At 70.6% G+C, this 17900-nt stretch carries 16 protein-coding genes; 11 read left to right on the forward strand and 5 right to left on the reverse strand.

From position 1 onward, the window contains the following. Nucleotides 1-55 precede the first annotated feature (55 nt). Entirely contained in the window at nucleotides 56-1012 is a 957-nt protein-coding gene (locus tag OG858_RS35465; RefSeq protein WP_328544069.1) for a helix-turn-helix domain-containing protein, read from the reverse strand. A gap of 363 nt (nucleotides 1013-1375) precedes the next feature. Here OG858_RS35465 and OG858_RS35470 point away from each other — a divergent pair, with 363 nt between their 5' ends. Genes OG858_RS35470 through OG858_RS35490 form a run of 5 tightly spaced genes read left to right on the forward strand, consistent with a single transcriptional unit; the run spans nucleotide 1376 to nucleotide 5456 of the window. After that, entirely contained in the window at nucleotides 1376-2740 is a 1365-nt protein-coding gene (locus OG858_RS35470; RefSeq protein ID WP_319064508.1) for an ATP-binding protein, read from the forward strand. Beyond that, entirely contained in the window at nucleotides 2737-3150 is a 414-nt protein-coding gene (locus OG858_RS35475; protein WP_319064509.1) for a roadblock/LC7 domain-containing protein, read from the forward strand. The genes OG858_RS35470 and OG858_RS35475 overlap by 4 nt, the downstream gene beginning before the upstream one ends. Then, complete coding sequence (locus tag OG858_RS35480; RefSeq protein ID WP_086750219.1) at nucleotides 3147-3506, forward strand: DUF742 domain-containing protein; 360 nt, start codon at nucleotides 3147-3149, stop codon at nucleotides 3504-3506. Before OG858_RS35475 ends, OG858_RS35480 begins: the two co-directional genes overlap by 4 nt. Beyond that, complete coding sequence (locus tag OG858_RS35485) at nucleotides 3484-4098, forward strand: GTP-binding protein (protein WP_086750218.1); 615 nt, start codon at nucleotides 3484-3486, stop codon at nucleotides 4096-4098. Before OG858_RS35480 ends, OG858_RS35485 begins: the two co-directional genes overlap by 23 nt. A gap of 50 nt (nucleotides 4099-4148) precedes the next feature. Further along, nucleotides 4149-5456, forward strand: coding sequence for a cytochrome P450 (locus OG858_RS35490; protein WP_328545280.1), 1308 nt, complete (start codon nucleotides 4149-4151; stop codon nucleotides 5454-5456). A 376-nt stretch (nucleotides 5457-5832) separates the two neighbouring features. Here OG858_RS35490 and OG858_RS35495 read toward each other — a convergent pair whose 3' ends face one another. Beyond that, complete coding sequence (locus OG858_RS35495) at nucleotides 5833-7080, reverse strand: cytochrome P450 family protein (RefSeq protein ID WP_319263779.1); 1248 nt, start codon at nucleotides 7078-7080, stop codon at nucleotides 5833-5835. A 245-nt stretch (nucleotides 7081-7325) separates the two neighbouring features. Between OG858_RS35495 and OG858_RS35500 the strand changes: the two genes are divergently transcribed. Then, nucleotides 7326-7667, forward strand: coding sequence for a hypothetical protein (locus tag OG858_RS35500; protein WP_256960441.1), 342 nt, complete (start codon nucleotides 7326-7328; stop codon nucleotides 7665-7667). A gap of 83 nt (nucleotides 7668-7750) precedes the next feature. On the opposite strand, the gene OG858_RS35505 is transcribed toward OG858_RS35500, so the two are convergent. Further along, complete coding sequence (locus tag OG858_RS35505) at nucleotides 7751-8146, reverse strand: DUF6114 domain-containing protein (RefSeq protein ID WP_234441294.1); 396 nt, start codon at nucleotides 8144-8146, stop codon at nucleotides 7751-7753. Continuing rightward, nucleotides 8143-8805 (reverse strand): DUF6230 family protein, encoded by a 663-nt coding sequence (locus tag OG858_RS35510; protein ID WP_037700417.1) that lies wholly within the window; start codon nucleotides 8803-8805, stop codon nucleotides 8143-8145. The genes OG858_RS35505 and OG858_RS35510 overlap by 4 nt, the downstream gene beginning before the upstream one ends. Nucleotides 8806-9543: 738 nt before the next feature. Between OG858_RS35510 and OG858_RS35515 the strand changes: the two genes are divergently transcribed. Next, nucleotides 9544-10197 carry a Tat pathway signal sequence domain protein gene (locus OG858_RS35515; RefSeq protein WP_086748675.1) on the forward strand — a complete coding sequence of 218 codons (654 nt, stop codon included), beginning with the start codon at nucleotides 9544-9546 and terminating at the stop codon, nucleotides 10195-10197. A 101-nt stretch (nucleotides 10198-10298) separates the two neighbouring features. Here the strand turns inward: OG858_RS35515 and OG858_RS35520 are convergent, their stop codons facing one another. Continuing rightward, nucleotides 10299-11300 carry a lytic polysaccharide monooxygenase auxiliary activity family 9 protein gene (locus OG858_RS35520; protein ID WP_328544068.1) on the reverse strand — a complete coding sequence of 334 codons (1002 nt, stop codon included), beginning with the start codon at nucleotides 11298-11300 and terminating at the stop codon, nucleotides 10299-10301. 375 nt (nucleotides 11301-11675) lie between these two features. On the opposite strand from OG858_RS35520, the gene OG858_RS35525 reads away from it, so the two are divergent. The 4 genes from OG858_RS35525 (at nucleotide 11676) to cyc2 (ending at nucleotide 17899) form a co-directional block, all read left to right on the forward strand. Further along, nucleotides 11676-13508, forward strand: a complete 1833-nt coding sequence (locus OG858_RS35525; RefSeq protein ID WP_408059446.1) for a S8 family peptidase — start codon at nucleotides 11676-11678, stop codon at nucleotides 13506-13508. Between the two features lie 138 nt (nucleotides 13509-13646). Beyond that, on the forward strand, nucleotides 13647-14303 hold the full coding sequence (locus OG858_RS35530; protein WP_256960440.1) for a hypothetical protein: 657 nt from the start codon (nucleotides 13647-13649) through the stop codon (nucleotides 14301-14303). Beyond that, nucleotides 14296-15456, forward strand: coding sequence for a damage-control phosphatase ARMT1 family protein (locus OG858_RS35535; RefSeq protein WP_319064514.1), 1161 nt, complete (start codon nucleotides 14296-14298; stop codon nucleotides 15454-15456). The genes OG858_RS35530 and OG858_RS35535 overlap by 8 nt, the downstream gene beginning before the upstream one ends. Nucleotides 15457-15691: 235 nt before the next feature. Beyond that, the gene (gene cyc2 / locus OG858_RS35540; protein WP_319064515.1) at nucleotides 15692-17899 is read left to right on the forward strand and encodes a germacradienol/geosmin synthase Cyc2; all 2208 of its coding nucleotides are present in this window, start codon (nucleotides 15692-15694) and stop codon (nucleotides 17897-17899) included. The last annotated feature ends 1 nt before the right edge of the window (nucleotide 17900 follow it).

Consider the following 17900-nt stretch of genomic DNA (forward strand, 5'->3'; position numbering starts at 1 on the left):
GTGGCCCCTCGCCGTGGGTTTCCGCCGAACTCTCCTTATTTCATGAGGAGTTGAGTCAGCGTGTGCTCTGGCGCATCTCCCGAGGGCTGACGCCGTAGCGCCGCCGGAAGGCCGTGCTGAGGGCGCTGGCGGAGGAGAAGCCGGCGGAGTAGGCGAGGTCCGTGATCGTCATGTGCTCGCACTCCGCGCACAGTAAGCGGTCCCGGACCAGCCGCAGCCGCTCCTCGCGGATCAGCTCGCGGGGTGTGGTCCCCGCCTTCTGCAGGGCCAGTTGGATCTGGCGCAGCGACCAGCCGAGGGCGCGCGCCACCGCCGTACCCGTGAGGTTCGGATCGGTCACGTGGTCGCGCACATAGCGGCGGACCATCGCCTCCACCTCGCCCAGCTGTCCGGGGGCGTCGGGGCGGTCGTCGCCGGCGGTGAGCATGCACACCAGCTCCACGACCCGGTCGGAGACGGCGTTGAACTCCGGGTCGGTGAGGTGCTCCCGTTCCTCGTGCAGCCCGGTCAGCATCGAGCCGACGATCCGGCCGAGGCCGGCTGTGAGGTCCAGACCGCTGGCGACCGGTGATCCGGTGTTGAGCCGGCCGTCCACCTCGCGGGCCGGGATCGTGAAGATGAACGCGTCGATGGCGTCGCTCTGCAGGCACTGGAAGGGCGCCGCGAAGGTGACCAGAGCCGCCGTGCCCGGGGTCAGCCGGGCCTCCTCGCCGTCCTGCCGCAGTACGATCTCGCCGCTCGTCGGCACCAGCAGTCGGTAGTCCTCGTCCGGGTCCTGGCGCACCTGACGCATCGTGCGGGTGTACTCGATCTCGTCGGACCGGTACTTGACCAACTGGTACGTGTCAGTGCGCTGTCGGACGGTCTCGCCGCGGAAGTTGTCCGACCGGGCGTACCTGAAGCCCATCCGGGACTGGTACGTGCCGATCCGTTCGGTCCAGAAATCGGCACGCTCGCGCGGGTTCAACTCCTCGGTGGTCAGCGCCTCGACGCTGTAGCTTCCCGCGGGCAACGCTGCTCCTCCCTGGCGTCGGCCCCCGACTGCGTGCTTGTGGTCCATTACGGTCGCCGACGGGAAAGTCTTCAACATCTGCTTGATCAAAGACGGTTACCGTCCGGTCGGACCTGGAGGGCACCCTAGCGCGGCAAGCGGTTGCCATGTTGGCGGGCCGAGGGTGGCCGAATATGCCAGGGGAAGGGTCGGAGCGTCACCTGCGCCCCTTGCGCCACTCGTGCGCCCTGTGACAACTTCCCTGCGCGTCACGGAAAGTACCCGCGCGGTCGCGCCGCTAGCGTCGGGCGCTCCGTCAGCTCCCGCCCGGCGTCCCGGACGCGCCGACGCCCGGGGACGTGAGGACGTAAGGACTCGTACTCCATGACCGAACCGATACCGCAGGCGGTGACCTGGGCGCTGGCAGTGGCCCTGTTCGCCGCCGCCGTACTCCTGCTGCGCCAGCAAGGGATCACCAGGCGGCAGCGCAGAAGGAACGCCGTCCTCGCCGACGACGTGCGGATCCGGGAGGAGGAGCTGCGCCATCTGGTCACGGTCCGTCTGCCGGCCCTCGCCGACCATCCCGGCCGGACCGTCCCGGGCGTCGGACCGCTCGACGGCCGGTTCGCCGAGACGGAGTTCGGCAAGGGCCTCGACGAGGTGCTGGCCCGCTTCTCCGGCGCCGTCGAGCACGCGCAGACCCGCGCAGACCAGTCCGCCAAGGCCGCCCTCAAGGCGTCCATGCGCTCGATCCAGGCACTCGCCAACGAGCAGCAGGTCTCCATCTCCGAGATGCAGGACCGGCACGACGACCCCGACGTGCTGCGCGACCTCCTCGAAGTCGACCACACCAACGCCCAGTTCGGCCGTCGCGCCCAGGCCATCGCCGTACTCTGCGGCTCCTGGCCGGGACGGCAGCGCGCCACCTCCTCGCTCGTCGAGGTCGTCCGGGGTGCCACCTCGCGCATCCGCGACTACCGGCGCGTCCGCGTCCACGGCCAGGTCGACATCGCCGTGGAGAGCCGCGCCGTGGAGCCGGTCGTCCTCGCCGTCGCCGAACTGCTCGACAACGCCGCCCGCCACTCCCAGCCCAACACCAAGGTCGAGGTCGACGTCCAGCACGTGCACAACGGTGCGTGCGTCGTCATCGACGACGCGGGCGTCGGCATGGACGCCCACGCCGTGCAACACGCCACCCGGCTGCTGAGCGGACGCGGCGAGGTGGACGTCACCCGTCTCGACGACCCGCCCCAGTTCGGCTTCGCCGTCATCGGGATGCTCGCCCGGCGCTACGGGTTCACCGTCTCCGTGGACACCCGCTCCCCCTACGGCGGCGTCCGCGCCGTCGCGTTCCTGCCCACCGCTCTGCTCACCCACCTGGAGCCCGCCGCCCCGGAGCCACAGATCGACCTGACACCCCCTCCGGAGACGGCCCCCGTCCCACGTCGGGCCGTCGCCGGGACCACTCCCGAGGCCACCCCCGAGGACGTCACCGCGGGCGGACTGCCCAAGCGCCGCCGGCGCACCCCCAAGCCGACGGCCGCCCCCGAGCCGGAGCCCGCGACGGCCGACGAGATCCCCGGCCGATCGCCCGAGGAGAACGCCCGCATCATGGGCGCCTTCGCCCGCGGCACCCGCTTCGGCCGGGCGGCGGGACGCATCCTCGACGAGGACGAGTACGTCCCCGACCCCGCCGCCGACACCCGGCGGCCCACCCCCCACGAGAACGAAGGGACCCCCCACGCATGATCGAGCCCACGACCAACGAGCTGGGCTGGATGCTCGACGACGTGCTGAAGGTGCCCGAGGCCCGCCACGCCATCCTGCTCTCCGCCGACGGCATGCTCCGCGCCCACTCCGCCGACATCGACCGCGACGACGCCGAGCGGCTCGCGGCCGGGCTCTCCGGACTGCAGTCGATCAGCCGCAGCACCGCCGAGTTCTGCGGCCCGGCACAGAGCCCGTGGCGACAGACCCTGATCGAGTTCGGACACGGCTTCGTCTTCCTCGTCGCCGCAGGCGAGGGCGCCTACCTCGCGGTGTCCACCGGCGACGAGGTCGACATGGAGTCCGTGACCTATCGCATGCACAAGCTCGTGGACCGGCTCGGCAAGGAGCTGACCAGCCCGGCGCGGCTGGACTCGGGCAGCAGGGCATGACGCCACGCCGCCGGCCCGAGGGACGTCTGGTGCGGTCGTACGTCGTCACCGGGGGCCGCGCCCACCCGACCCGCAACACCCTGGACCTGGTCACCCTGCTGGTCGCCACCACCGACCTGTCGCTGTCCGGCCTCACCCCGGAGACGCGCCGGGTGATGGAACTGTGCCGACCCGGCGCGCTCTCCCTCGCCGAGGTCGCCGGCCGTCTGCTGCTGCCGGTCAGCGTCACCAAGGTGCTGGTCGCCGACCTCATGGACAGCGGCCACATCGTCACCCGCGCCCCCATACCGGCCGCCCGGCCGTCCGACGCCAGAATCCTCCAGGAGGTCCTCGATGGGCTCCGCGCCCGCCTCTGACGACGTCTACCTGCGGCCGACGGTGAGAACGGCTGCCAAGCTGCTCGTCGTCGGTCACTTCGCGGTCGGCAAGACCACGTTCGTCGGCACGCTCTCCGAGATCCGGCCGTTGCGCACCGAGGAGGTCATGACCGAGGCGGGCGCCCTGGTCGACGACCTCGCCGGCACCCGCGACAAGACCACCACCACGGTCGCGATGGACTTCGGCCGGCTCACCCTCGACGACTCCCTGGTGCTGTACCTGTTCGGCGCGCCGGGGCAGCAGCGCTTCACCAAGCTCTGGCAGGACATGACCCGCGGTGCCCTCGGCGCGCTGGTCCTCGCCGACACCCGCCGCCTGTCCCACTCCTTCGACGTGATGGGCGTCCTGGAGGAGCTGGGCCTGCCGTACGCCGTCGCCGTCAACGACTTCGACGGTGCCCCCGTGCACGATCTCGACGAGGTGCGCGAGGCTCTCGACCTGCTGGACGAGACCCCGCTGGTGCGCTGCGACGCCCGTGAGCCGGACTCCTCAACCCGGGCACTGATCGCCCTCGTCGAGTACCTCCTGAGCCGCGAGACCGAGACCGAGACCGAACGGGAGCACGTGTGACCTCCGCATCGCCGGCCGGCCCGCCCCCGGGCTGCCCGGCCCACCGGCCCATGTACGGGCCGGAGTTCGCCGCCGACCCGGCCGCCTTCTACCGGAGGGCGCGCGCGACCGGGCCGACCGCACCCGTCGAGCTGGCCCCCGGCGTGCGGGCCACCCTCGTCACCTCCTACGACGCCGCGCTGCACGTACTGAGAAGCACGGAGACGTTCGCCAAGGACCCGCGCCGCTGGAACGACCTCAACGACGGCACCGTCCCTCCGGACAGTCCCGTCGTCCCGATGATGATGTACCGGCCCAATGCCCTGTTCTCCGACGGCGAGGAGCACCGGCGGCTGCGCGGCGCCATCACCGACAGCCTCGCCCGGGTCGAGCCCCACACCCTGCGCGGCTATGTCGAGCGCAGCGCCGACACCCTCATCGACCGGCTCGCGCCCACCGGCAAGGCGGACCTCCTCTGCGAGTACGCCCAGGTGCTGCCCCTGCTCGTCTTCAACCACCTCTTCGGCTGCCCGGCCGAGCTGGGGCTGAAGCTGGTCGAGGGCATGTCCGGCATCTTCGACGGGGTGGACGCCGAACGGGCCGACGAACTGCTCACCGCCACGCTCTTCCAGCTGGTCACGCTGAAGCGGCAGCAGCCCGGTCCGGACGTGACGTCGTGGCTCACCCTGCATCCGGCGCGACTGACGGACGAGGAGATGATCCACACCCTCGTGGTCCTCATGGGTGCGGGCACCGAGCCGCAGCAGAACCTCATCGCCAACGCACTGCGCCTGCTGCTGGCCGACGACCGCTTCGCCGGCGACCTGCACGGCGGCAGCCTCCCCGTCGAGGACGCCCTCGACGAGGTGCTGTGGACCGACCCGCCGATGGCCAACTACGCCGTGCACTACCCGAAGCGTGACGTCATGTACGAGGGCGCGCTGCTGAAGGCCGGCGACCCGCTCGTCGTCTCGTTGGCCGCCGCCAACACCGACCCGGCCCTGACCAACGATCAACACGTGGGCAACCGGGCCCATTTGGCGTGGAGCGTCGGCCCGCACAACTGCCCCGCGCAGAGCGAGGCCCGGCTCATCGCCTCGGTGGCGGTCGAGAAGCTCCTCGACCGGCTGCCGGACGTCGAACTCGCCGTACCGTTGGGGGCGTTGGAGTGGCGTCCGGGCCCCTTCCACCGGGCGCTCGCCGCGCTGCCGGTGACGTTCCCGCCCGCGCCCGTGGTCGGTGCGACGGCCGAGGAGCCCGCGTCTCCCGCACGCCGCTCGACGGCGCCGTACGGCAGCGCTTCCGGCGCCCGGCCGCCGGAACCCACCCGTCCGAAGAGCGGCTGGGCCCGGCTGCTGACCTGGTGGCGCGGCGAGTAGCCGTAGCGCAGGCGAGACCCGTCGGGCATCAGGGATGCGGTGCGTCTGTCGGGCCGTGTGGATGTGGGCCACCCCGTCGGGCCCACGGAGCCGGGGTGTCTGACGCAGGTCTTGCGGGCGAGGGGGTTGGGTGGGCCCGGTGGGCGCGGGGGTCCGTTGGGTTTTGCGGATGTGGGGTGTGTGTCAGGCTCCGCGGATGCGGTGCGTCTGTCGGGCCTTGTGGACGCGGGGCATTCGTCAGGCCAGGGTGGGTTCGGTGCGTCTGTCGGGCCGTGTGGATGTGGGCCACCCCGTCGGGCCCACGGAGCCCGAGTGTCTGACGCAGGTCTTGTGGACGCGGGACATTCGTCGGGCCCAGGGGACTGCGGGACGTCCGTCAGGCCTTGCGGACCGGGAGGTGGCGGTGGCCGTTGGAGATGAACGACTCCACGTACCCCAACTCCTCGCTCGTGGCGCTCAGTTCGAGGGTCGGGAACCGCTCGAAGAGTGCCGGGAGCGCGATCCGGGCCTCCATGCGGCCGAGCGGGGCGCCCAGGCAGAAGTGGACGCCGTGCCCGAAGGCGAGGTGCTCCTTGTCGGCGCGGGTGACGTCGAAGACGTCGGCGTCCTTCCCGTGCCGCTCGGGGTCCCGCCCGGCGGCGGCGTACGCGGCCAGGATCGGTTCGCCCCTGCCGATCACCACGCCCTGTGGGCCGCCGAACTCGGCGAGATCCAGGTCCTCCACGGCGTAGCGCAGCGGCAGGCTCGCCACCGGCGCCTCGAACCGCATCGTCTCCTCGACCACGTCGTCCCAGCCGGCGCGCCCCTCCCGGACATGGGCGAGCTGCTCGGGGTGGGCCAGCAGGGAGTGCACGGCCTGGTCGAGGAGGTTGACCGTGGTCTCGTGCCCGGCGCTGATCATCAGCACCAGGGTGTCCAGCAGCTCCTGCTCGCTGAGCCGGGTGTCGTCCTCGTCACGCGCCGCGATCAGCCCGGAGGTGAGGTCCTCACCGGGCGACTCCCGCTTGGCGGCGACGAGTTCGCCCAGCACGCCGTACAGCCGCTCGTAGGCGGCGGTCATCTCGCCCGGGTCGGCGGAGGTGTCGAAGATCTTGTCCACCAACTCCCGCAGCAGCGGCCCGCGTTCCTCGGGCAGCCCGAACAGCTCGCTGATGACCTGGATCGGCAGCGGGTAGCAGAACTCCTCCCGCAGATCGACCGCCTCCCCGCGCAGGAAGCTCTCCTCGACCCGGTCGAGCAGCTCCTTGGTGATCTCCTCGATGCGGGGCTGCAGCGCGGCCGTCCGGCGCGCGGTGAACGCCTTGGAGACCAGTGCGCGCAGCCGTTTGTGGTCACCGCCGTACGCGGTGAACATGTTCTGCACGGCGACCCAGGTGAACAGCGGCCACTCCGGGGTGATCTCACCGGCCCCGAACCTCGGCCAGTGCTGCCGCGCGTCCTTGGACACCCGGGGATCGGTGAGCAGCCGCTTGAGCAGCTCGGGGCTGCTGACGGCCCAGGCCTCGACGGTGGGCGGCCCCGGCAGTACGACCCGGGTCGCCGGACCCGCCTCGCGGATACGGGCGGCCTCACCGTGGATGTCACGGCCGGTCGCGTCGATCACCATGGGGGTGGGGTTGCCCATCGGGCCCTCCTGCGGTCGAAAAAAGTCCAACAGCACAACGTGTATGACCGGTCACGCTACGACCCCGTAGCGTCGCCGGGCGAGATCACGTGGCGTCCGCTGCGTACGACGGCAACTTCCCTGCGCGTACCCGCAAGTCGGGTTCCGGGCCGACTCCTAGGATCGGGCCCACCCTCCATGAAATGCCGGTGAGTGCCATGACTGTCAGCAGGGCCCCGCGCTGGATGTGTTCCTACAGCTCCGAAGTGCGCACTGTGCCTGCCGGGCGCTGGTGGACCGGCGTACGGGTGCCGGTCGCTCTGGGCGCCCTCGCTCTGAAGTCCCTCGGGGACGAGACGGGCGCCGTCATCAAGGACGGCTACGGCGGCATCATGTACTGGCTGGTTCCCCCGGGCGACGCGTCCGAATGGCGCCTGCCCGACGTCCAGGTCCTCGGCCGCGGCAGCCATGTGGCCGTTCCGCCGCTGCGCCGTACCTCGGGCCCCGGCCTCTACTGGCGCGTCCCGCTCTCCCACGACCGCTACTGGACGAACGCGGAACGCCTGCGCGCGGCCCTCACGGCAGCCGCGGTCACGGCCGCACTGTAAAAAAGCCGACCCCGCGCCCCGTCAGGGGCGCGGGGAACCGCGCGATCAATCACGAACCACCTGCACGCGCCGAACGACCTCGACTACCCGAGCTCTACGGCGTGCTTCTCTCTCCGCTTCGCGGAGCGCTTCGGCCGGGGCTCCTGATCCGGCAGCCAGCCGAAGGCCAACGTGCTGCCCACCGCGCCCATCAACAGGCCCACGACGAACCCGCCGATGTTGGAGGTGAGCCAGGTGCCCAGCGAGAGCATGATCCCGAGGATGGAGTAGAACAGCCGCTGCGTGGGGTTGAAGAGGATCAGCAACCCGCACACGATCATCAGCGAGGGCAGCAGGTAGCCCGCCAGACCCTGCATTCCGACCTTCAGCATGACCGGCAGCGGTGCCTTCATGGTCAGCAGGATCTCGGCGCCGCCCAGCACCAGCAACAGACCACCGGCGAAAGGCCGGTGCCCCCTCCATTCCCGGAATCGACTCACTGCGGGCAGCCCTCGCTCGTGAAGCTCATGTGCAGGTCGGGGAGCTTGAAGACGGCCGCGGTGGCGGCGTAGTTGTGCTGGTACAGGTCGGTGATGGTGACCGAGTCGGCCTGCTGGCCGTAGACACCCTGCGGGCCCTGCTGGTCGACCTTGTCGAACGTGCTGGAGTCACGGCCGATCTCGATGTTGTTGAACGAGGCGTCGCCCGAGATGTCGTCGGAGTCGATCGCCAGGTTCTTCACACTCACCGGCGTGCCCTTGTTGCCGGCGGTGAGGACCAGCTGGATGCCGCCGAGGTCGACGCTCTGGCACAGGTTCGTCAGCTTGCCGTTCTTCACGACCGAGGTCACGACCAGCACCTGGCCGCCGGTGTCACCCTCGTTCGGGCTGTTCTCGATCATGTGGTCGAGTGAGCCGAACTGGGCGAAGCCGGTGCCTTCGAGCTTGTCGGCGGTGACCACGAACGGCATGCCGGAGATGGCGAACTGGACACCCAGAGCACCCTGCGCGGTGAGGATCATCAGACCGGCTGCGACCGCCGTGGCCGGCACCGCCATCACTGCGGCGCGCTTCAGGCGGACCCGCCCGCGTCTGCCGGACGCTTCGGGACCCTCGGGTCTTTCGTTGGTGGACGCCGTGGCGTCCGAGGACGAGGCCATGTGTGCTCCCTGGACTTCCAAGTCATTGCAGATGGGGCTTCAACGGCACGTTGTCCTGGCGCGGACAGCGGTTGCGGCGCACGCCCGACCGCACCTCCCGTAGGTGCAAGGGCTTACTTGCTACGCCGCAGTAGCCATTTGGGAAGTTACCGGTGGTTACAATCAAGGGTCAAGGCGCTTGTGGCAAAAGGATGTTGGTTGTGCCGCCTCTGTGAAAGGTGAACATCTCTCACCTTTGGTTTTACCGCCAGGGGCCCCTGATTTCGGCCACCCCATGAACGATCTTGAGACACCAACTTCCTTGCGATGCCTTGACGTTGACTGTCCCTCAGGTCTACAACTCATCGGGGTTTCCCCCACGGATCCGTGGCGCCGGATCCGACGCGCAGCGCATGCCACCGTCCCGAACACCCCGTCGCAGGCGGGGTGTGGGTGGCGCCACCTGAACGCGCTGCGCGGCCCGACGCAGCACCACCCCTCACCGCGGTGCCGGGCACGGTCGCCTTCCCCTCCACTGGGCCGTGTCCGGTCCCCGGCTGTCGCTGTCGATCCGTCACGTACGGAGAAGGCGTGTCACGGATCGGCAGCGACCGTACGGCGCTGTGCGGCATCGCCGCGTTCCCCCGCGCGAACGGTGTCGACTCGCGCGCTCACCGCAGCCCCCGCTTCGCGGGGGCCGTCACCCGCACCTTCCGAGGGCCGTCACGCGGCCCTCACATCATGAGAAGAGGCACCCCCATGCGTACGCGATCCCTCCTTGCCCTCGCCGCCACCACCGCCGCCGTGATGGTGGCCGCCGTCGGCCCGGCCTCCGCCGCAGACTCCGTGCTCACCACCGGCGGCCTCGCCGGCGACGCGGTCGCGGTCGGCGACGTGCTCAACGCGTCGCTGGCGACCGGCACGACCGGCAAGTTCTACTCCAGCGCGACGGGCACGAGCGGTGTCTCCTGTGCCGCGTCGACGTTCACCGCGACGGTCACCGACAACCCGGCCGCGCCCGGCACGGCCACCGAGACGGTCGACGCCCACACCTTCGGCAGCTGCACCAGCAACGTCCTCGGCGTGCTCGGTGTCACCAGCGTCACGGTCAACAACCTGCCCTACACCACCGCCGTGACCTCGGACGGCGTCGTCACGGTCAGCCCGGCGTCGGGCTCGGTCCTCCAGACCACGGTCGTGCTGCGCACCCTGCTGGGCACCATCAACTGCGTCTACCAGGCGGCCAGCATCACCGGCACGTCCGACAACAGCGACAACAGCATCAACTTCACCAGCCAGCCGTTCACGAAGACGTCCGGCTCGTCCCTGTGCTTCGCCACCGGTTACTTCACGGCGAAGTACGCGCCGGTCACGGACGCCAACCAGGGCGGCGCGGCCGTCTACACCAACTGATCCGACCCCCGACGTCAGTTACCGGTCCGGCGGCCGGTAACTGACTCAACCGATGCACGTCACCGATCAGTTGCTCGATCGGCAGTCCGGCCGTTCGCCGGTCAGCCGTCGATGCGAGAGCGGCGCCTGCGTCCGCGAAGGAGGAGGGCGGTGCCCACGGCGAGTACCAACGCCGTGGCACCGCCCGCCACCAGCGGCACGGAGGCGCCGCTCTCGTCGGTCGTGGAGGCGACGGGGCTGCCGGGATCGGCCGCCTGTACGTCGGTGCCGGCGCCGGTGGTCGGTGCTTGGGTGGACGGCGTGGGCGTGGTCGTGGCGGGCTCGGACTTCTCGGCGGCCGGCTTCCCTGCACCGGCCTCCTCGCCCTCCTCGCTCCCGACGGGCGTCTCCTGCGAACTCCCGCCCTTCGTACCGGAGTCGGCCTGCTTCGCGTCCGGGAACACCACGTCCGAGCACGAGTAGTAGGTGTCGACCGTGCTCGTGTTCTGCCAGATCGTGTACAGCACATGGTGCCCGGACCGGTCCGCGGGCAGCTTCGCCGAGAACTGGTACGAGCCGTTCCGCAGCGGTGGGTCCGTGACCGACGCGAACGGCTTCCCGGGCAGATCGGACCATGTCAGAGGCTTCGTGGGGTCGTACCCCGGTTTCGTCAGGAACAGCTTGAAGGTCCCGGTGTGCGGGATGGTCGACCGGTAGGTCAGGTCCAGCGTGGTGCCGGGGGAGAGACGGGTCGAGGGCCAGTCGGCGCGGGCCAGGTCGAGCCCCTTGTAGGGGGCGAGCCCTCCGCTGCACAACTGCCCGTCCGGGACGACCTCCCGGTCCCGTCCGTTCACCCCGGCGATGCGCATGTTGTCCCACGCGGTGAACGGAGCGCCGTTCGCGGCGATCGCCGCCCTGCACGCCGCCGACCCCTGACTGCCGCCCTCGGGCGAGCACGCCGAGACCCGGCTCACCGGATCCGTCGGCGCGCCGTGCGCCCAGGCCGGGGTGACGGTGCCCGCGGTGAGGAGCAACGGGGCCGTGAGGGTGACGGCGGCGGCCGTGACCGCGCGGCGACCGGTGCTGCGGCAGCCGTGGGTGCGGCGGGCGGACAAGCGGTACATCCGGTACGTCCGATCCATGGGGGTCGAGGGCTGGCGGTCCACCGTGTCGTACGGGACCCGGGGGTGCCGCGTTCAACACCGTGACCTTGTTCGACCGGTCGGATCCGGCCATGGGTCGTGCGGTGGCCGGGCCTCGGCAAACCCGGCGAAGCGGCACATCGGGGCCCGACTGCCGGGTGGCATAGGGGAGTTCTCCCGGGGTCGAGGGTTTTCCCCGTATCCCCATGACCTGGGCTTTGCCTAATGTCATCGCACAGCCGAACCATAGGTAACCCCTGGTGGCGAGGCTCGCGCCTGGTCGGCCTTCGCGCCATCCCTTTCTGGACCCCCCGCCGCTTCGATGAAGAAGCGTTTCACTGCCGCTCCTCCCCTGACATGAGCAGGCCACGAAAGGCGAAGCCCTTGCGTACCTCCACTTCCCGTACCTCCGGACGGAAGCTCATATCCGTCGCCGCGGTCTCCGTCGCCCTGGTGGCGGGCATGACCTCCTCGGTCGCCGTCGCCCAGGCCCCGTCCGCCAAGGCCGACGCCGCGCCCGCCGTCGCCGGTGCCACCGAGGCAGCGCCCGGTACCACCGCCGAGCGCCTGATCGTCGGGTACAAGTCCGGCGCCGCCGAGGCCACGTCGAACAAGGCCGCCGACGCCGACGCCACGGCCAAGGGCAAGGAGGCCGGCGAGAGCCTCGACTTCCAGCGCCGGCTGGGCAGCGGCGCGGCCCTCGTCGACCTGGGCGAGGACCTCTCCAAGGCGGACGTCGCCGACGTCATCGCCGAGTACCAGGCCGACCCGCAGGTCGCCTACGTCGCCCCGGACCGCCTGAACACGGCGATGGCCACCCCGAACGACACCGAGTACAGCAAGCAGTGGGACCTCTCCGAGGCCACCGCGGGCATGAACGTGCCGGGCGCCTGGGACAAGGTCACCGGCACCGGTGTGACGGTCGCCGTCATCGACACCGGTTACGTCGCCCACTCGGACCTCGCCGCGAACATCGTCGGCGGCTACGACTTCATCGCCGACACCGCGGTCTCCGTCGACGGCAACGGTCGTGACAGCAACCCGGCCGACCCGGGCGACTGGAACAACGCCACCGAGTGCCCCGACCAACCGGCCAGTGACTCCTCCTGGCACGGCACGCACGTCGCCGGCACGATCGCCGCGGCCACCAACAACAGCAAGGGCATCGCCGGTATCGCCTACGGTGCCAAGGTCTCCCCGGTGCGGGTGCTCGGCAAGTGCGGCGGCTACGACTCCGACATCATCGACGCGATCACCTGGGCGTCCGGCGGCACCGTCTCCGGCGTGCCCGCCAACACCAACGTCGCCAAGGTCATCAACATGAGCCTCGGCGGTGGCGGCGCCTGCACCACCGCGACCCAGAGCGCGATCACCGCGGCCGTCAACCGCGGCACCACGGTCGTCGTCGCGGCGGGCAACAGCAACGCCAACGCGGCCAACTTCTCGCCGGCCAGCTGCAACAACGTGATCTCGGTGGCGGCCACCAACCGCGCCGGCTCCCGCTCGTCCTACTCCAACTTCGGCTCGGTCGTCGACATCGCGGCCCCCGGCGGCGAGACCCGTACGGCCGAGTCGGGCGGCATCCTGTCCACGCTGAACGCGGGCACGAAGACGCCCACCTCGGAGTCGTACGCCTACTACCAGGGCACCAGCATGGCCGCCCCGCACATCGCGGGCCTCGCCGCGCTGCTGAAGTCGGCGAACTCCGCGCTGACCCCGGCCCAGATCGAGTCCGCGATCAAGACCAACTCGCGCGCTCTGCCGGGTACGTGCTCCGGCGGCTGCGGCGCCGGCCTCGCCGACGCGGCCAAGACGGTGCAGGCGGTGACCGGAGGCTCCACGGGGGGCACCACCTTCACCAACACCACGGCCGTGTCCATCCCGGACAACGGCGCGGCGATCGAGTCCTCGATCCCCGTCACCGGCCTCACCGGCAACGCGCCCTCGACCCTCCAGGTCGGCGTGGACATCACCCACACCTACCGCGGTGACCTGGTCCTGACCCTGGTGGCCCCCGACGGCTCGACCTACCCCCTCAAGGCCTCCAGCTCGGACTCGGCCGACAACCTGGTCACCACCTACTCGGTGAACGCGTCCAGCGAGGTCGCCAACGGCACCTGGAAGCTCCGCGTCCAGGACGTCGCGGCCGCGGACACGGGCCGCCTCAACAACTGGAAGCTGACCTTCTGATTCTCGGCCCCCGGGCCGAACCCTCCCGGCCGAACGGCCGGACCGAATGACCGCCACCCCCCAATGCCGGCGGCCGACCGATGCGAGCGGGCATCGGCCGGCCGCCGGCGCATGTACGCCGGGCGTTAGCGTATGCGTATGTCGACAGAGAAGTTCGAGGTGGCCGGGCCGCCCGACGGGCGGGCCGGGGGACCGGCCGAGGGGCCGGGCGGGGAATCCGGCAAGGCTCCGGCCATGGTGGTCTGCCCCCGCTGCGGGGCTTCGGGTCCGGCGGTGCGCACGGTTCCCGACACCTGCGCCGATCCCGACGCCCCGCGCTCCGGGCTGGCCGACCGGCTCGCGAAGGCCCCGGGCGTGGAGTCGCGGTTCGACAGCTTCGTGCACTTCCTGGAAGGCATGGCCATGGCCGGCGTCTGCGCGGGCCTCGCCCAACACGGCGTCCAGGACGACAAACCCCTTTTCGCGATCGGTGGCTCGATCCTCGCCGTCCTCCTCTTCGCCGGCACCCTCTGGGTGATCCGCGGCGAGTCCCGCGAACGCACCACCGTCACGGCGGGCAAGCCCCGGGCCGACGACCTCTGGAACCCCGCCCACTACTGCGCCTCCTGCGAGTCCGTGTTCTACCCCACCGGCAGCCCGTGGCCGGGCCCGCTGACGACGGACCAGTTCAGGAAGTACGTGTGGACCGAGGCAGGCTTCGACAAGCACCTCGACGACCGGCAGAGGAAGGTGGAACTCCCGCCGCGGACACCCACCGGCCCCGCCGCCCCGGAAGGAACCCACGGCCATGCCTGACGCCCCCGTCATCCGCAGCGACGACCCGGCCTCCTTCCCGCACAGCGTCCTCGCCGAACGGCACCCCGCCCTCATCCGCAAGGTCCGGGACGCCACGCCCTACGGCCCCGAACAGCGCCGCGCCCTCGACGAGTTGCTGCACAACGGGATCGAGGGCGTTCTCACGCCACCGGCCGACGACGACTGGTGGGACACCTGGAACGTACGCCGTTACGCCGGCCGGTCCTGGTTCTCCCTCCCCTTCCTCGCCGCCGAGAGCTGCTTCTACCGCCAACTCCTGCGTGCGGTGGGCTACTTCGGCCCCGGCCCCTGGCAGGGCGTGGATCCCTTCCGCCCCTTCAAGCTGGCCGAACTGGACACCCCCGAGGCGGCCGCCGAACTCACCGCCCTCGGCCCCCTGTCGGAACGACCCCTCCCGGACCAGCTCGAGTCCCTCCTCCACGGCTCCCTCTGGGGCAACCGGGCGGACCTGGGCTTCCGCATCCAGACGGCCGAGGAGAACACGGCGGCCGCGTCCGCCCAACTGGTCTCGGACGACAGCGAGTCGCTGCTCTCCCTGCTGACCGACGGCGCCACGGCCTCCGCCGACCGCACCCTCTGCCTCGTCGCCGACAATGCGGGCCGCGAACTGCTCCCCGATCTCCTCCTCATCGACCACCTCCTCACCCACGGCCACTTCGACCGTGCCGTCCTGCACCTGAAGCCGTACCCGTACTTCGTCTCGGACGCCACCACCGCCGACACCCTCGACGCGGTACGGCACCTGGTGTCCGCCAGGACCGACGCAGGGAACCGCCTGTACCGCGCCCTCTCCGAAGGCCGCCTGACCCTACGGGCCCACCCCTTCTCCTGCGCCCCGCTGCCCTACGCGGACATGCCTCCCGACCTGCGCGACGACTTCGCCGCCGCCGACCTGACCCTGATGAAGGGCGACCTCAACTACCGCCGCCTGGTGGGCGACCGTCTCTGGCCCCCCACCACCCCCTTCACGGAGGTCACCTCCTACTTCCCCGGCCCGGTCGCCGCCCTGCGCACCCTCAAGTCCGACGTGATCACGGGCCTGACCCCCGAGACGGAGACCGCCCTGGTGGCCGCCGAGGGCCAGAGCTGGCGAACGAGCGGAACCCGGGCCCTGATCCAGACCAGAACATGACGGGGGTCGGGAACGCCCTCGAAGGGCGGGGCGCAGCCCCAGCCTTGCGAAGGGCGCGGGCAACGGCGCGACCAGCCCCCACCGAACCCGCAGATGGGGGTCGAAGGGGCGCAGCCCCTGGGGACGGGAAGGGGTAGGGGCGGCGGGGGCGAGAAAACCGCCCCGGATTCACGCGATGGTGTGATCATGTGTCCCCATCCGGATGCCCGCCGGAGACCACGGGTAGGGCCCGGCCATGACGCAGCCGTTCGAACTCCCGCACTTCTACATGCCGTATCCCGCGCGGCTGAACCCCCACCTCGAAGAGGCCCGTGCCCACTCCTCCGAGTGGGCACGGGAGATGGGCATGCTGGAGGGCTCCGGCGTATGGGACCAGGCGGATCTGGACGCGCACGACTACGGCCTGCTGTGCGCGTACACCCATCCCGACTGCGACGGCCCGGCGCTCTCGCTCATCACCGACTGGTACGTGTGGGTGTTCTTCTTCGACGACCACTTCCTGGAACTCTTCAAGCGTTCCCAGGACCGCCCCGGCGGCAAGGCCCACCTCGACCGACTCCCGCTCTTCATGCCGCTGGACCTGTCGACCCCCGTCCCGGAGCCGCAGAACCCGGTGGAGGCGGGCCTCGCCGACCTCTGGGCGCGTACGGTGCCGGCGATGTCGATGGACTGGCGCCGCCGTTTCGCCGTGGCCACCGAGCATCTGCTCAACGAGTCGATGTGGGAGCTGTCCAACATCAACGAGGGCCGGATCGCCAACCCGGTCGAGTACATCGAGATGCGCCGCAAGGTCGGCGGCGCGCCCTGGTCGGCCGGTCTCGTCGAGTACGCGACCGCCGAAGTCCCGGCGTCCGTCGCGGAGTCGAGGCCGCTGAGGGTGTTGATGGAGACGTTCTCCGACGCCGTCCATCTGCGCAACGACCTGTTCTCGTACCAGCGTGAGGTGGAGGACGAGGGCGAGAACAGCAACGGCGTGCTCGTCCTGGAGACCTTCTTCGGCTGCGGCACCCAGCAGGCCGCCGAGACGGTCAACGACATCCTCACCTCCCGGCTGCACCAGTTCGAGAACACCGCGCTCACCGAAGTCCCCGGACTCGCCCTGGAGAAGGGCCTCACCCCGGACGCGATCGCCGCCGTCGCGGCGTACACGAAGGGCCTGCAGGACTGGCAGTCCGGCGGCCACGAGTGGCACATGCGCTCCAGCCGCTACATGAACGAAGGGGCCACCTCCTCGCGCGGCCCGCTCGACTTCGGCGGCGCGGTCCTCTCCGGCCCCGCCCTGGTCGCCCGCCCCGGGTTCGGCACGTCAGCCGCCGACGTGGGGGCGCTGCTCGCGACCGCCGCCGCGGAACGGTTGCGTGCCCACACGCATACGCCGTACCAGAAGGTCGGACCCTCCCTGCTGCCCGATTTCCACATGCCGTTCAAGGCGGAGCTCTGCCCGCACCTGGACGGCGCCCGCCCCCGCCTCACCGCCTGGATGCACGCGATGGGCATGCTGAGCGAGGGCGTCTGGGACGAGGAGAGGCTCGCCGCCGCCGACCTTCCGCTCTGCTCGGCCGGCCTCGACCCGGACGCCACGCCCGAGCAACTCGACCTCAGCTCCGCCTGGCTGGCCTGGGGCACCTACGGCGACGACTACTACCCCCTCGTCTTCGGCCACCGCCGCGACCTCGCCGCCGCACGCCTGACCACGGCCCGGCTCTCCGACTGCATGCCCGTCGAGGGGGAGCAGGTGCCCGTCGCGGTCAACGGGATGGAACGGGGCCTCATCGACCTCTGGGCGCGGACGACGGCGGCGATGTCCCCCGAAGAACGGCGCGGCCTGAAGGAGTCCGTCGACAAGATGACCGAGAGCTGGGTGTGGGAGGTGTTCAACCAGATCCAGAACCGCGTCCCCGACCCGGTCGACTACCTGGAGATGCGGCGCGCGACGTTCGGCTCCGACCTCACCCTCAGCATGTGCCGGATGGGCCACGGCCCGCAGGTCCCGGACGCGGTCTACCGCAGCGGCCCTGTCCGCTCACTGGAGAACGCGGCGATCGACTACGCGTGCCTCATCAACGACGTCTTCTCCTACCAGAAGGAGATCGAGTACGAGGGCGAGGTCCACAACGCGATCCTCGTCGTGCAGAACTTCTTCGGCTGTGACTACCCGACCGCGCTCGGTGTGATCCACGACCTGATGACCCAGCGGATGCAGCAGTTCGAGCATGTCGTCGCCCATGAACTCCCCGTCGTCTACGACGACTTCGGGCTGTCCAAGGAGGCGCGCGCCATCATGGGCGGCTATGTGACCGACCTGCAGAACTGGCTGTCCGGCATCCTCAACTGGCACCAGCGGGTGGACCGTTACAAGCCGGAGTTCCTGGCCCGCCGGGCCCACGGCTTCGTCCCGGACCGGCCGCCGGTCCTGTCCTTCGCGCCGGAGTACGCGGGCTGAG

It is taken from the genome of Streptomyces europaeiscabiei (genome assembly GCF_036346855.1).
GTDB classification, from domain to species: domain Bacteria; phylum Actinomycetota; class Actinomycetes; order Streptomycetales; family Streptomycetaceae; genus Streptomyces; species Streptomyces europaeiscabiei.